Source organism: Marinicrinis lubricantis, from assembly GCF_042658665.1.
Classification (GTDB): Bacteria; Bacillota; Bacilli; order Paenibacillales; family KCTC-33676; genus Marinicrinis; species Marinicrinis lubricantis.
The window spans coordinates 32688-46689 of the sequence record NZ_JBHSQV010000025.1 but is presented as its reverse complement, the minus strand read 5'-3'; the positions used below and the strand labels follow the sequence as shown (position 1 = coordinate 46689).

Below are 14002 nucleotides of genomic sequence, written 5' to 3'. Positions count from 1 at the left end.
GATGTATGGTGATTCGTCAAGCAGTTGGGGCCGTTGCTTTATATAAAGGAAATGTGATCCTTGTCTATAAAGTCAAAGGGGCACAGGGAAGCATCCAAGGCATGTGGGATTTGCCCAAAGGAGGTTTGGAGCCGCACGATACAAGCATCGATCAGGCTCTGTTCAGGGAACTGCGAGAAGAAACGGGTTCGACTCAATATCGGATCGTGAAAAGATATGATGAGTCTATCTATTTTGATTTTGATCAAAGAACAACGAAAAATTGGGCTGTACAGGCCAAGAGACGAAGATGTACCTCGTAGAGTATTACGGTGACAGTGCGGATCTGAAGCCCGAGGATGATGAAATTGCTGAAATTAAAATGGTGCCGATGTCGGAAGTTCCATCGCTGCTTGCACCTGAATCCGCACAATTTTTCAGAGAATATGTTCTGTCGGAACGGGGAACGGGACAATAGTGCAAACGCCGCAGGGCTTGTCTTGATGACATGCTGCGGCTTTTTTTCGCACTGAAGTGTGAGGCGGCATGTTTTCTCAACTCCACGCTTGTTTTAATAAATAGACTCCTGCGGTAATATGTTCTTCAGACAATCCGCCGAAGCCAAGCAGCACGGTGGATTGCATTTGCATGGCAGGAGCTAGTGCGTATACAGAAGTCGCATAAACTTTTACGCCTTTTTGAAGCGCTGCATGAATAAGCTCCGTTTCACTCATCCCGTTAAGTATTTTTAACAAAATATGCAGCCCGGAACCGGAGCCAATGACTTCCGCCTTTTCCCCAAAGGCGTCTCGAACGGCCTTGAGAAGAACATCGTGTTTTTTGGCATACAGCCTTCGCATTTTTCGCATGTGGCGGTCAAAATCACCTGACGCCATAAACAGATGCAGCGCCTTTTGAAATAGAGGCGACGCGAATTGATCATAGCTGTGATTTTTGCTTTGAAACAGATGAAGCAGAGCAGGGGGAAGCACGAGATAGCTAATCCGAAACGAGGGCGTCAGTGCTTTGGAGAAGGTGCCGACGTAAACGACACGCTCATCTTCGTCTAAGCTCTGAAGCGACGGTATCGGTCTGCCGCTGTATCGAAACTCGCCGTCGTAATCATTTTCAATGATATACGCGTGATGTTCCTTTGCCCATTGGAGTAGCTTTTGTCTTTTGCTGATCGACATCGTCATCCCGAAAGGAAACTGATGGGAGGGTGTCACATAGACAGCCTGCACACCGCTCGCATGTAAGTCTTCGGTCCGAATGCCGTCCTGTTCCAATGCGATGGGGAGAAGTTGGAGACGTGATTGTGTTAACAGCGCCTTTACCCCGTCATTGACAGAGCCTTCCGCAGCGATCCGTGTCAATTGGTCTTGGAGCAGCTGGAACAATAGATCAAGTGAATGGTACGTTCCCGCTCCGATGACGATTTGCTCCGGTGAACATCGTACACCGCGGTTTTGATGCAAATAAGCTGCAATTTCCTCGCGTAATTCGTATTCACCTTGCAAATCCCCATACATTAAGAAGCGGCTGTTCTCCGGACGCAGGCATTCGTTCATCAGCCTACGCCAATTGGTGAGCGGAAAGCTGGAAATATCAATGCTCCCATACCCAAAATCATAAAGGACGAGTTCGTCGTATGAGGCATGATACATTCGGTGAACTGCAGTGGAAGGGGAGGGCGTATCGGTTCTCTTCTCGTGTGTTGAATGAATGGGTATGTTCTCGAGCGGAGAGACGAAAAATCCGCTACGCGCCCTGCTTTGAATATACCCTTCAGCCAAAAGCTGTTCATAGGCCAGTGCGACAGGGGTCCGGCTGATCCGCAAATAAGCTGCCCAATTTCGAATAGAGGGCAATTTCTGATAAGGATGGATTCGTCCTGCTGTGATTTCATCCCGAACGTAACGGTACAATTGCATATATAAAGCTTCGTCTGAAGCAGGATCAAGCACCGGTATCAGTTCATTCATTTGAAGTTCGTCCTCCTTGGTCATCCCTAGGTATCTGTCATTGACAAAATTTAAAAACTGTATATTTTTGAAATGACAAAATACCGATATGCTCATCATATCATCCTGCTTGTGGATCGCAAGCGATGAGCATAAAAACGAGTTTTGGAGGTTATAGAATGCATACAATCTTGCCGCATATGCTGAAGCTGGGTTCATACGAAGCCGGAATCAGGCCTCAGAACGTAAGGGAAGTAATCAAACTGAATCAGAATGAGAATCCTTATCCGCCCTCGCCGCAAGTTAGGGGAGTGCTGTCGAAAGCGAACTGGCAAGAACTAAGATGTTATCCTGATCCTCAGATGGAGGAGCTGCGCGAGGGTTTGGCTGAGGTATACCGAGTAAGGAAGGAGCGAATCTTCTGCGGCAGCGGTTCGAGTGAAATTATATCGCTTCTATTTACCGTATGCGTTGGACATGAGCGCCGAATTGCCATTCCGGATCCGTCTTTTTCTCTTTATGCCAGCGTGGCTGCTGTACATCAAGCGGAATGTGTAAAAATCCCGACTCGCGATGATTTCTCGGTGGATGTCGATGGTCTGCTGGAATGCGGTGCGCACGCAGTCATGCTTGTGAACCCTAACAATCCCACGGGAGTACAGCTCCCATTAGCTGAGGTAGAGCGTCTTGTAAAGCATGTTAAAGGTCTGGTCGTTGTGGATGAAGCTTATATCGATTTCGCGGAATCGGGATCGTCGGCGATTCCTCTCATTGATCAATACGAACATGTCATCGTCTTAAGAACATTCTCTAAATCATACGCTTTAAGCGGGGCACGGGTAGGCTATGCATTTGCTAATGAAACGTTGATAGCGGCTCTGGAAAAAGCGAAACATCTATACAATATTAATGTGTTGAGTCAGAGGTTGGCTCTCGCGGCTCTGTCAGACCAAGAGTATATGAAGTGGCGTGCAGCCCTTATACGGCGGAATCGGGAATGGCTCAGCAGTCAGCTTCGGCAGTTAGATTTCCATGTGGTTCCCTCTCAAGCGAACTTTATTCTTTGCTCGCCGCCTCCCGAAGGTCCTTATGATGCCAGAGCGCTGTATCAGAAGCTGATGGATCGAAATCTCTTCGTTCGTTACTTCGAGGAACCTCGTCTTCGCGGATATGTGCGCATTTCGATCGGTACGGATGAGCAGATGAAATGCACCATGGATGTGATTCAAGATCTATTTGGCGAATAATCTGCAAAAAATGAAGAAGATACTCCCCTGAAAGAGCTGCGGGGAGTATCTTGTGAATTTATATGAACCGGTTAATCGAGAAAGCGCCGTGCAGATATAGAACGTCTAACAACTGGACGTTATTAATAAGGATCCGCCTCGTGCCCTAACTCGACGGCCATCTCCATCGCTTTGTCGCCGCCATGGTTGCCAAGCGGTTTTTGGCTCGATCCGCCTTTCTCAGCGTTCGCCAAGCCTTCTCTTAAACGGCGGCCGTATTCTTCGTCCGCTTCTTCGGCCAGTGCAATCATTTTCGCTTGGATACGAGAATCGCAGCGGGAGAGGTCGTTTACCAAGTTCGTAATGAGCTCATCTTTTTCCCACTGTTCGAAGCGACGGTAAGTTTCTCCTGCCTGCTTCGTATTGCTTTGTCGGTCGATAGACTGCCGAACAAGGTTCCCTTCAACATGAGGAGTATATTCTTTGCCTTCCTGCTTGGCCTCCTGCAGACCGCCTAGAATGGAAGGCTCATAGTTGACATGCGGGTTTTGCCCCGGCGCACGATCGACCTTGTACTGCATTTGGCCGCCGCTTTGGTTCGTTGCGACGCGCTTCTTCGGCGCATTGATCGGAAGCTGTAAATAATTCGCACCGACGCGGTAGCGCTGTGTATCAGAGTAGGAGAAGGTGCGCCCCTGCAGCATTTTGTCGTCGGAAAAGTCCAAGCCATCTACCAATACGCCGGTTCCAAAAGCGGCTTGTTCCACTTCTGTGAAGTAATCCTCTGGATTTTTATTGAGTACCATTTTGCCAACCGGCAGCCATGGGAATTGATCTTCTGGCCAAAGCTTCGTATCGTCCAATGGATCGAAATCAAGCTCTGGATGCTCGCCGTCACTCATGATTTGAACGAACAGCTCCCATTCCGGATAATCTCCGCGCTCGATCGCATCATACAGATCCTGTGTAGCATGGTTAAAGTTGACCGCTTGGATTTCAGCCGCTTCCTTCATGGTCAAGTTCTTGATTCCCTGCTTCGGCTCCCAATGATATTTCACCAGAACGGCTTTGCCTTCGCTGTTTACCCACTTATATGTATTCACGCCTGAGCCCTGCATCATGCGGTAGTTGGCAGGTATTCCCCAAGGGGAGTAGACGAAAGTCACCATATGGAAGGTTTCAGGAGAATTCGAGCAAAAATCAAAGAAGCGCTCTGCATCCTGAACGTTCGTTACGGGATCGGGCTTAAAGGCATGAATCATATCCGGGAATTTGACCGCATCGCGAATGAAGAAGATCTTCAGATTGTTGCCGACCAAATCCCAGTTGCCGTCTTCCGTATAAAATTTAACGGCGAAACCGCGCGGATCCCGCAGTGTTTCCGGAGAATGTCCGCCGTGAATGACTGTGGAGAAGCGGACGAATACAGGGGTACGTTTGCCTTTTTCCTGAAACAGTTTAGCTCGGGTATATTTGGACACAGGCTCATTGCCTACGGTGCCGTATGCCTCAAAGTAGCCATGTGCTCCCGCGCCGCGAGCATGAACCACCCTTTCCGGAACGCGCTCTCTGTCGAAGTGACTGATCTTTTCAATGAAATCGTAGTTTTCTAGCGTGGCTGGCCCGCGATTCCCGACGGTTCGCAAATTTTGGTTGTTCGTAACGGGGTGTCCTTGCCGGTTCGTCAGTGTATTTTCTTGTTCGGTGGTCAATGGTTTCACTCCTTGAAGATAGCTTTCATTTTCTGACGTTATATTTTCCAACATCCGTATAAATATTCAAGTTCTATGGACATTTTCAAATCGATAGGGAGAGTCTCGCTAGACCCCTGTGTATGGGCAACTCTCTTTATAAACAGAACTAATAGATCCTATAAGAACTTTCTCATTGACCCCTTATGCAGGCTGTGATAGTTTTAGTACAATGGATTAATTAGATAAGAATACTAGGAATTAAGAACATTGCATCTTACGCGAGGTGGATATTGTTGGAACTTCAAGTCACGAACAGTCCTTTTAATCAGGAGCAGGTTGAACTGCTAAATCGCCTAATTCCTACGCTGTCTGAACCGCAGCGTATTTGGTTAAGCGGATATTTGTCGGCGCTTCAGGGAGCCGTCTCCGCAGCGGGTACAGCACAGCCTACAGCAGGTGCCGTATCGAATGCGCCAGCTGTTTCCAAAGAGGTAACGATCCTGTTCGGATCGCAAACCGGTAATTGTCATGGACTGGCTAAAAAAATGTCTAAACAGCTTGAAGAGCAGGGCTTCCAAGTGAACGTTTCTGCGATGAGCGACTTCAAAGCGAACGGATTGAAAAAGGTTCAGAATTTGCTTGTCATTATAAGCACACACGGGGAAGGAGATCCGCCGGATAACGCGATTTCATTCCACGAGTTCATTCACAGCAAGAGAGCGCCTCAGCTTGAGGGCACGAATTTCTCTGTGTTGGCTTTGGGAGATACGTCGTACGAATTTTTCTGTCAGACGGGGAAAGATTTCGATAAGCGATTGGAAGAGCTGGGCGGCAAACGTATTGCGCCTCGTGTCGATTGCGACGTCGATTTTGACGAGCCGGCAGCGGAATGGATGGCAAGTGTACTGAACGCTTTAAACGAAGCATCTTCTGCTGGTGCAGGTGCCGCGGTCGTGAGTGCCGCAGGTACGGTGGCAGCCGTCGGTGCCGAATCGGAATATTCTCGCACGAATCCGTTTATGGCGGAAGTGCTGGAAAATTTGAACTTGAACGGCCGAGGTTCGGATCGCGAAACACGTCATTTGGAGCTTTCACTCGAAGGATCCAATTTGCAGTATGAGCCTGGCGACAGCTTAGGAATTTATCCGGAAAACCACCCTCGACTCGTGGAAGAGTTGATTGAAGCGATGGGTTGGAACGGAGATAGTCCGGTTGTGATCAACAAAAACGGAGAAGAACGTCCGCTCGGAGAAGCACTGCTTCGCCATTTTGAAATTACGGTGTTGACGAAATCTTTAATAGAGAAGATCGCGACGATCACACTGAATAACGAGCTTACGAAGCTTCTTGAGAACGAACAGGAGCTGAGAAGCTATTTGAACGAACGAGATCTGCTCGACTTGGTGCAGGATTATTCGCTCAAAGGTATGTCTGCTCGCGAGTTTATCCCGCTGCTAAGAAAGATGCCTGCTCGTCTATACTCGATTTCCAGCAGTCCAACGGCGTTCCCGGACGAGGTGCATTTGACGGTGCGTACGGTACGTTACGAGTCGCACGGTCGTCAGCGCTACGGTGTTTGCTCGGTACAGCTGGCAGAACGAATCGAATCGGGCGACAAGCTCCCGGTATATATTCAGCATAATCCGAATTTCAAGCTTCCGGAAAATCCAGACGCTCCGATCATTATGATCGGGCCAGGTACAGGTGTTGCTCCTTTCAGAGCGTTCCTGGGTGAACGGGAAGAGAACGGTGCGGAAGGGAAATCCTGGTTGTTCTACGGCGATCAGCATTTTTCGACGGACTTCTTGTATCAGGTGGAATGGCAGCGCTGGCTGAAAGACGGCGTGTTGACACGTATGGACGTGGCATTCTCACGTGATACGGATCAGAAGGTGTATGTACAGCATCGGATGCTTGAGAACAGCAAGGAGCTGTATGCTTGGCTGCAGGAAGGCGCATATGTCTATGTTTGCGGCGATGAAAAACGAATGGCTCATGATGTGCATCACGCACTCGAAACCATTATTCAGCAAGAAGGCGGCTTCAGCGCGGATGAAGCGGCAGAATATATAGCTCGTATGCAGCAGCAAAAACGTTATCAACGGGACGTTTATTAATACGTAAAGTCCCACCGATTACGAGAGGAGAAAAACGAACATGTCGGAAAACAATTTACTTTCTCCCAATAGTGCGCCTCACAGCGATGTCGAGGATATTAAACGCAGAAGTAACTATTTGCGGGGGAATCTGAAAGAAGTATTAGAAGATCGTATTACCGGTTCGATCCCCGAGGATGAGAACCGACTGATGAAGTTTCACGGCAGCTACATGCAGGATGATCGGGATTTACGGAATGAAAGAGCCAAGTCCAAGCTCGAACCGGCATACCAATTCATGCTGCGGGTTCGTGCTGCAGGGGGTGTCGTCACACCGGATCAATGGCTCATGATGGACCGCGTTGCCCAGAAATATGCGAATGGTTCGATTCGCTTAACGACGCGCCAGTCGTTCCAATTGCACGGCATCATCAAATGGAATATGAAGAATACGATTCAGGAAGTGCACGAATCGATGCTCAGCACACTGGCAGCGTGCGGGGACGTAAACCGTAACGTGATGTGCAACCCGAATCCGTATCAATCTGACATTCACGCAGAAGTGTACGAATGGGCACAACAGGTGAGCCAACACTTGGATCCGCGTACGAGAGCGTATCATGAAATTTGGCTGGACGGCGAGAAAGTCGTTGACAGCCGTGACGAGCAGGTAGAAGAGGAGCCGATTTACGGTCCGGTGTACCTGCCTCGTAAATTCAAAATTGGAATCGCGGTTCCACCGACCAACGATGTCGATGTATTCTCTCAAGATTTAGGATTTATTGCGATCGTTGAAGATGGAAAGCTGAAGGGCTTTAACGTATCGGTCGGCGGGGGAATGGGGATGACCCATGGCGATCCGAAGACATATCCGCAGATCGGGCAAGTGATCGGCTTCTGCACACCGGAGCAGCTTGTTGATGTAGCGGAGAAAACCGTGACCATTCAAAGAGATTACGGCGACCGTTCCGTACGGAAGCATGCCCGTTTCAAATATACGATTGACGACCGAGGCATCGAATGGTTCATTCAGGAGCTGAGTCATCGACTAGGATGGCAGCTTCAGGAAGCTCGGCCTTACCAATTCGAGCATAATGGCGATCGTTACGGCTGGGTGAAAGGAAGTAACGGCAAATGGCATTTCACCCTCTTCGTTCAAAACGGCCGTGTGAAGGATTGGGAAGACTACCGTCTCATGACGGGGCTTCGGGAAATTGCGAAAGTGCATTCCGGAGATTTCCGTTTGACGCCGAACCAGAACCTGATTGTTGCCAATGTCAGCAGTCAGAAAAAGAAAAAAATCGAACAGTTGATCAGCGAGTTCGGTTTGACCGATGGGTTCCGTTATTCGGCACTGCGCAGAAATTCGATGGCATGCGTGGCGCTGCCGACATGTGGATTGGCGATGGCGGAATCAGAGCGTTATTTCCCGTCACTGCTTGATAAGATCGAACCGATGCTGGATGAAGCGGGACTGCGCGATGAAGAGATCGTGATCCGTATGACGGGCTGTCCGAACGGCTGTGCCAGACCTGCTCTGGCGGAGATCGCCTTCATCGGTAAAGCGCCTGGTAAATATAACATGTACCTGGGCGGCGGTTTCGCTGGAGAGCGCTTGAATAAGCTGTACAAAGAAAACATTGGCGAAGATGAGATTTTGGCTTCACTCAAGCCAATCATTTCGCAATATGCGAAGGAACGCAACGAAGGGGAGCATTTCGGTGATTTTGTAATCCGTGCCGGATATGTTAAAGAAGTTCGTTCCGGTCAAGATTTCCACGCTTAATATGGTTGAGGCAGCCGATCGTGATATGCTCCCCTCAAAGTAGACACCTGAAATAACAAAATTCAGGACTACACTGAGGGGAGCATATCATCGCAGGCTGCCTTTTTGATTTTTATTCCGAGCCGAAGTCCCAATTCGGATACACATAGGGCTCTTTCGGTGCTTCTGTCTTTTCAATCGATTTCACATCGAGCTTCATAATTTCCGCCTCATTGAATACGGTTTTGCTTAAACTTCCTTTCACCTTAACCCACTGGTCGTCCGGCCAAGCTTCAGCACCGACAAATTCTGCGAATACGCCGTAAGGTTCAGCGTCGGCGGAGCAGCAGGTCATGGCAAAACGGCCGATTGCGAATTGATGGGGTTCCATCGGCTCCATGCGGTAAATAAAGCCGGTTATTTCAATCGGTTTGCCAATGAACGCGTCTAAGTATAGATGTAAGGTCGTCAATATTTCAGTAAAGCTCTTTTCCTCAACGAGGATAGTTTCATCGTCATAGACCGATCTCGCATATTTCGCAAAGCTCTCTGTTGCTGGTGAAGAAGGGAAGAGCTCCTCTAAGGAGTCGGAAGAGGCGGCGTTACCTTGTTTCACAGACTCGCTGTTTTCTTTCATACTTCCAGATTCCATTTCTGAGTTCGGCGCAATGGCTTGATTCGTCTGTTGTAGATCAGTGGTTTCGGTTTGGTTGATTCCACTGGATTCATGAGGAGACACCTCATCTTTCACATCTGCAGGTGTTTGCTTTGGTTTGCCGGCATCCTTCTCCTGTATGACCTCATGGCTTAACGACGGATTGGAAGCGATCGTTGTAAGGCGCATCCCTTTTTGATCCGCCATGGCACTTCCCAGCACCGTATTCGGGAGCAAGGTGCCCAGCAGCAGCGGCAGCGCGAACAAGACATACATGAAGACGCTTTTCAGCGGGAAGCCGGAAGGGATATGCTCGCAGCCGCAATCGTGCTGAAGCGTTGTGCGATTCGATTGATGCAGCTTGTAGGCCTGATACAATTGCCCTGCTGCCAGTATATACAGCAGCAGAGCAGAGAGCTTTACATAAAGTGCCATCCGCGGGGCGATGTAATAAGAGAGCTGATCCGTTCTCACTAAAAATAAAATAAATAGTGAAAACCCGATCAGCAGCACGCCTCGGAGCAGATGATGAGCGATTCGTGTCATATACATTTCTCCTTTTATAAAAATAGATATTCCGCAAGCATCGATCCTAGCAGTACAAGGAAGAGTACGACAGCTGACAATATGGCGACGAAACGAGTACGAAAGACAGAGAGCAGCACGATCGTATTTTTCAAATCGAGCATCGGTCCGAATACGAGAAAGGTGAGCAGTGAACCGGTTGAAAACGTTCCGATGAACGAAGAGGCGATGAACGCATCCGATGTGGAGCAAATTGAGAGCAGGTAAGCGAATCCGGCCATAAATAAATGGGAGCTCATCCCTTCACCTATGGTGATCCAAAACTCTCTGGAGACGAATACTTGGAATACTGCGGTCAATAAGCAGCCGATCAACAGATATTTGCCCATCTCGAAAAATTCCTCTGACATGTGACCGACTGCTTTGGCCAAACGGCTGCTGCGATATGTATTCGTGGTGTATTGCTGTGCCTCATGATGAGGATGCAAATATGCAGCATCATTCACTCTTGCGCTCCGAAGCGGATTCGTTCGCATCCAACGGGCGGCGATCAATCCGACGATAATCGCGACCATAAAGCCCAGCGCCATCCGCAGCCATAAGATTTCCGGTACTTGGCGAAAGGCAAGAGCCGTAGATCCGAAGACAACAGGGTTGACGATCGGCCCGGCCAGTATGTATACAATTCCGATATACAGCGGCAACCCTTTCTGGACAAGCCTGCGAACAACGGGAATCATTCCGCATTCGCATAAGGGAAATAGGATGCCCATCAAACCCCCGACCAGCACGCCGACGAAGGGCGAATTTGGGATCATTTTACGAATCCAACGATCCGGAACGAACTCCTGCAGCAAGGAGGACACTAAGACGCCAATTAAAATGAAAGGGATCGCCTCAAGTACAATGCTCAAAAAGACGGTTTTGAAGTTTTGTACATCCGTATACGTGATTGTAAGTTGTAAGGAGTTTAGATTTGCAAATATCGTGTATAAAATCCATAGACTGAGAATGGAAAGGATAAGCCAGGTCCATCGGTTCAAGGTTTGAGGCATAAACGACAATCCTCCTGAGTGGTCTTTTGTCCCTAATTAATAGAAATAATTACGATTAATATATCATAGGCTGTACAATCCAGAAAATAGGACCAATTGATCAAAGAAGTTTCAAGAATTTGGGGGCAGCCTTGTTTTCTTGCCAATATTATAAACGCACGAGTTTGTGGATGATGAATCCGGATTCGCACGTGCTTGCAGCAAATGGAAACTTTATACCATATCGTAACGTCTAATTCTATGAAGAACGAAGGAAATGGAGGAGAAGATCATGAAGACAGCAGTTTTGTTCGGAGATTCGATCACGGCTGGCGCCCTCGTTCAGGAAAATGAGAGGTACATGGTTCATTTGGAAAAAGCATTTCCGGATATTCAATTTGTGAATAAGGGCGTGCCGGGTCATACCAGCAGCCAGGGAAGAGAGCGCTTCGAGACCGATGTGATGGAACTTTCACCTGATCTGTGCGTCATCTTTTTCGGGATGAATGACACCGCCTGTGATGCAGGAGTCAATATGCCGAAAGTGACGCCTGAGCAGTATGAAGCGAATCTTCAGCATTTTGTTTCTTCGCTTCAATCGATCGGCTGCAGGATCGTCCTTTGTACGATTTTTCATGTCATCGAGGGAGACGAACAGTCTTATTACTACAGTCGGCATCCAAAAGAGAATTTTGTCAATCCGCCGGGCATTAACGGTTGGCTTGATCTGTATTCAGAAATTGTCAAAAGGGCAGCGGAGCAATATGGAACGGAGCTCGCAGATTTGAATGAGTCGTTCAAGGAATATATCCGTGACGGCGGTAGGCAGGAGGATCTTCTCATCAGTTTGGAGAATGGAGGAATAGATGATGGCGTGCATCCAACTCCGAAAGGGCACGTCCGCATTGCGCATGAAATCAGCAAACCGCTCAGAAAGTTGATCTAGAGGTTAGCGTCATCGAAAAGGCCGGTCCCTTTCGGAACCGGCCTTTCGTGTATGGTGTGTAGACCGTCTTTCTTCCGATTTGTTTGAAATTCGAGATTATGTTTCAATTCGGTGCCAATCTATTGATGCATTTTCCGGATAAAGCTGAGTCTATTCGGAAAATGAATTGAGATGAACATAATGGGCTATGTCATATCGAATACATAGGAATACACGGCAAAAGAGTAGAGATTGGGAGGGTGACTGTGATTAGGCCAAACGAAACAGAGCATTACGGATCCGTTAGGACTTCGATAGAGGAAGTATATCGTATCTATAAGCCGCTCCTTTTTCCCGTTGCTTACCGAATGCTCGGTTCTGTGTCTGATGCAGAGGATATCATTCAAGATGTGTTTGTGTCACTGCCATTGCAAGATTTGGAACAGATCGATCATCTGAAAAACTATTTGGTCAAAATGGTCGTCAACCGCTGTCTTAACGACTTAAAGTCTGCACGAAAAAGACGGGAAGCGTATGTCGGCCCTTGGTTGCCAGAACCGCTTTTTACAGGTATCGCGATAAATGAGCCGTTGGAACGAGTCGTACAGGAAGAAGATTTGACGTATGCCTTCTTAGTGCTTCTGCAGGAATTATCGCCGTTGGAAAGAGCTGTATTCGTGCTTCGGGAAGTGTTGGGTTACGAATATCATGAGACGGCTGAGATGCTTCATAAAACGGAAGCCAACTGTCGTAAAATCTACAGCAGGGCGAAGGGGAAGCTTAAGCCGTATGCAGCAGAACGAAGAGATGAGTTGAAAGATACGTCGCATTTGGTCAATACGTTTCTTCATGCCGTACAAACGGGAAGTTTCGATGCTTTCATTCGGCTTCTGACCGATGATGCCGTACTGATGTCGGACGGCGGCGGGAAAAGAAGAGCGGCGCTTCGTCCGATCTTGGGCAAGCATCGCATTCGTGCTTTTTGGGAAGGGCTGCTGTCAAAGGGCGCACTGGCAGGAGAGTGGGTGCCAATCTACCTCAATGGACAGCCGGGTGCTGCGTTGTTTGTCGACGGATCGCTTTCGAAGACGATTTGTTTTGCGAAGCAGAACTGTCATCTGGCCCATCGAATGTTTATTATTTTGAATCCAGATAAATTAAAGGCGCTTCCATCCCGTCTTTAATGTCACAAATCCATAGGCTATTTTGTCTTCATAAGTGTAATCCTAATTCAATGGTATGGAGGAGATGGAAGATGGAAGTACGCGTAAATCATGCGAAGGTGAATCCAGATGCCTATCAAACAATGAGAAAGCTGGAGGATTTCATCAGTAAGAGCGGGCTTGATCGCACGTTGTATGAATTGATTAAGATTAGGGCTTCCCAATTGAATGGGTGTGCATTTTGCCTGAATATGCATATCAAGGAATTGCGGAGCATGGGAGAGAAGCCGCAGCGCATCGATCTGATCTCTGTTTGGCGGGAGGCCCCGGTTTATACTGAGAAAGAGAAAGCGGCTCTGGAGCTGACGGAAGCAGTCACGCTGATTTCGGAACGAGGCGTTCCCGATGATCTGTACAGACGTGTAAGGGAACATTTTGACGAGAGTGCATATGTCACGCTGATTATGGCGATGAACACCATTAACGCTTGGAACCATCTGGCGATTTCTACCGGCATGTTTCCTGTGGCAGATGCTTAAGCAGGCTTCACTCAAGGGGAGATAGGAGTAAGATGAAGAATATATTGAATCGATTCAACGCTATGCTGCTCCCTTTTTTGTGTGTATGGTAAGTTCTACTCCCTTGAAAAAAGGGAGTTTTTCATATCCTCCCAAGTTAAAGGGGCCTGCGGTAGAATAAAAACATGGATCATGGGCTATCGTAAAGTTGGAATGGAGAAAGCTATACCGCTTTCTTAACAAAGGAGGTAGTGCATGAACAAAGATCAAAAGGTCGGTCCGGACATTCATACGCATCAAGCCGGTGCCGTGGATTCTCATAAGACGATTGTACGTAATGAGACCGCACAGATTGAAGAAGCGACGCATGGTCATGGAATTTATGATGAAGAGTATGAAGAACATACATAAGAAATAAGAGCAGGGATTAATAGGGAGCCCCCGAGCATATCCAAATC

General features: G+C 48.1%; 13 protein-coding genes. 9 read left to right on the top strand and 4 right to left on the bottom strand.

The annotated features are described in order from the left end of the window. The first annotated feature begins 5 nt into the window (after window positions 1-5). Window positions 6-302, top strand: coding sequence for an NUDIX hydrolase (locus tag ACFPXP_RS03105; RefSeq protein WP_379892252.1), 297 nt, complete (start codon window positions 6-8; stop codon window positions 300-302). Then, window positions 290-457 carry a hypothetical protein gene (locus ACFPXP_RS03100; protein WP_379892251.1) on the top strand — a complete coding sequence of 56 codons (168 nt, stop codon included), beginning with the start codon at window positions 290-292 and terminating at the stop codon, window positions 455-457. Before ACFPXP_RS03105 ends, ACFPXP_RS03100 begins: the two co-directional genes overlap by 13 nt. A gap of 76 nt (window positions 458-533) precedes the next feature. Here ACFPXP_RS03100 and pdxR read toward each other — a convergent pair whose 3' ends face one another. Continuing rightward, a complete protein-coding gene (pdxR, locus tag ACFPXP_RS03095; protein ID WP_379892249.1) occupies window positions 534-1964 on the bottom strand; it encodes a MocR-like pyridoxine biosynthesis transcription factor PdxR in 1431 nt (476 codons plus the stop codon). Between the two features lie 158 nt (window positions 1965-2122). Between pdxR and hisC the strand changes: the two genes are divergently transcribed. Then, window positions 2123-3190 (top strand): histidinol-phosphate transaminase, encoded by a 1068-nt coding sequence (hisC, locus tag ACFPXP_RS03090; protein ID WP_379892247.1) that lies wholly within the window; start codon window positions 2123-2125, stop codon window positions 3188-3190. 122 nt (window positions 3191-3312) lie between these two features. On the opposite strand, the gene ACFPXP_RS03085 is transcribed toward hisC, so the two are convergent. Beyond that, a complete protein-coding gene (locus tag ACFPXP_RS03085; RefSeq protein ID WP_379892245.1) occupies window positions 3313-4935 on the bottom strand; it encodes a catalase in 1623 nt (540 codons plus the stop codon). A 221-nt stretch (window positions 4936-5156) separates the two neighbouring features. On the opposite strand from ACFPXP_RS03085, the gene ACFPXP_RS03080 reads away from it, so the two are divergent. After that, a complete protein-coding gene (locus ACFPXP_RS03080; protein WP_379892243.1) occupies window positions 5157-6980 on the top strand; it encodes an assimilatory sulfite reductase (NADPH) flavoprotein subunit in 1824 nt (607 codons plus the stop codon). Window positions 6981-7020: 40 nt separating this feature from the next. Next, on the top strand, window positions 7021-8745 hold the full coding sequence (cysI, locus tag ACFPXP_RS03075) for an assimilatory sulfite reductase (NADPH) hemoprotein subunit (protein WP_379892241.1): 1725 nt from the start codon (window positions 7021-7023) through the stop codon (window positions 8743-8745). Between the two features lie 112 nt (window positions 8746-8857). On the opposite strand, the gene ACFPXP_RS03070 is transcribed toward cysI, so the two are convergent. Then, window positions 8858-9925: a TIGR03943 family putative permease subunit gene (locus tag ACFPXP_RS03070; RefSeq protein WP_379892239.1), complete on the bottom strand. Its 1068-nt coding sequence runs from the start codon at window positions 9923-9925 to the stop codon at window positions 8858-8860. Between the two features lie 14 nt (window positions 9926-9939). Then, entirely contained in the window at window positions 9940-10959 is a 1020-nt protein-coding gene (locus ACFPXP_RS03065) for a permease (protein WP_379892237.1), read from the bottom strand. A gap of 271 nt (window positions 10960-11230) precedes the next feature. Here ACFPXP_RS03065 and ACFPXP_RS03060 point away from each other — a divergent pair, with 271 nt between their 5' ends. The 4 genes from ACFPXP_RS03060 (at window position 11231) to ACFPXP_RS03045 (ending at window position 13955) form a co-directional block, all read left to right on the top strand. Beyond that, the gene (locus ACFPXP_RS03060; protein ID WP_379892235.1) at window positions 11231-11884 is read left to right on the top strand and encodes an SGNH/GDSL hydrolase family protein; all 654 of its coding nucleotides are present in this window, start codon (window positions 11231-11233) and stop codon (window positions 11882-11884) included. A 245-nt stretch (window positions 11885-12129) separates the two neighbouring features. After that, on the top strand, window positions 12130-13047 hold the full coding sequence (gene sigJ / locus ACFPXP_RS03055; RefSeq protein ID WP_379892233.1) for an RNA polymerase sigma factor SigJ: 918 nt from the start codon (window positions 12130-12132) through the stop codon (window positions 13045-13047). 71 nt (window positions 13048-13118) lie between these two features. After that, window positions 13119-13565: a carboxymuconolactone decarboxylase family protein gene (locus ACFPXP_RS03050; RefSeq protein WP_379892231.1), complete on the top strand. Its 447-nt coding sequence runs from the start codon at window positions 13119-13121 to the stop codon at window positions 13563-13565. 234 nt (window positions 13566-13799) lie between these two features. Then, window positions 13800-13955: a hypothetical protein gene (locus tag ACFPXP_RS03045; protein ID WP_379892229.1), complete on the top strand. Its 156-nt coding sequence runs from the start codon at window positions 13800-13802 to the stop codon at window positions 13953-13955. Window positions 13956-14002 lie beyond the last annotated feature (47 nt).

What these genes read in the sequence shown, in the direction of transcription:
- ACFPXP_RS03105 (WP_379892252.1), top strand. Translation starts at nt 6, where the DNA reads ATGGTGATTCGTCAAGCAGTTGGGGCCGTTGCTTTATATAAAGGAAAT.
- ACFPXP_RS03100 (WP_379892251.1), top strand. Translation starts at nt 290, where the DNA reads ATGTACCTCGTAGAGTATTACGGTGACAGTGCGGATCTGAAGCCCGAG.
- pdxR (WP_379892249.1), bottom strand. Translation starts at nt 1,964, where the DNA reads ATGAATGAACTGATACCGGTGCTTGATCCTGCTTCAGACGAAGCTTTA.
- hisC (WP_379892247.1), top strand. Translation starts at nt 2,123, where the DNA reads ATGCATACAATCTTGCCGCATATGCTGAAGCTGGGTTCATACGAAGCC.
- ACFPXP_RS03085 (WP_379892245.1), bottom strand. Translation starts at nt 4,935, where the DNA reads ATGTTGGAAAATATAACGTCAGAAAATGAAAGCTATCTTCAAGGAGTG.
- cysI (WP_379892241.1), top strand. Translation starts at nt 7,021, where the DNA reads ATGTCGGAAAACAATTTACTTTCTCCCAATAGTGCGCCTCACAGCGAT.
- ACFPXP_RS03070 (WP_379892239.1), bottom strand. Translation starts at nt 9,925, where the DNA reads ATGACACGAATCGCTCATCATCTGCTCCGAGGCGTGCTGCTGATCGGG.
- ACFPXP_RS03065 (WP_379892237.1), bottom strand. Translation starts at nt 10,959, where the DNA reads ATGCCTCAAACCTTGAACCGATGGACCTGGCTTATCCTTTCCATTCTC.
- ACFPXP_RS03060 (WP_379892235.1), top strand. Translation starts at nt 11,231, where the DNA reads ATGAAGACAGCAGTTTTGTTCGGAGATTCGATCACGGCTGGCGCCCTC.
- ACFPXP_RS03050 (WP_379892231.1), top strand. Translation starts at nt 13,119, where the DNA reads ATGGAAGTACGCGTAAATCATGCGAAGGTGAATCCAGATGCCTATCAA.
- ACFPXP_RS03045 (WP_379892229.1), top strand. Translation starts at nt 13,800, where the DNA reads ATGAACAAAGATCAAAAGGTCGGTCCGGACATTCATACGCATCAAGCC.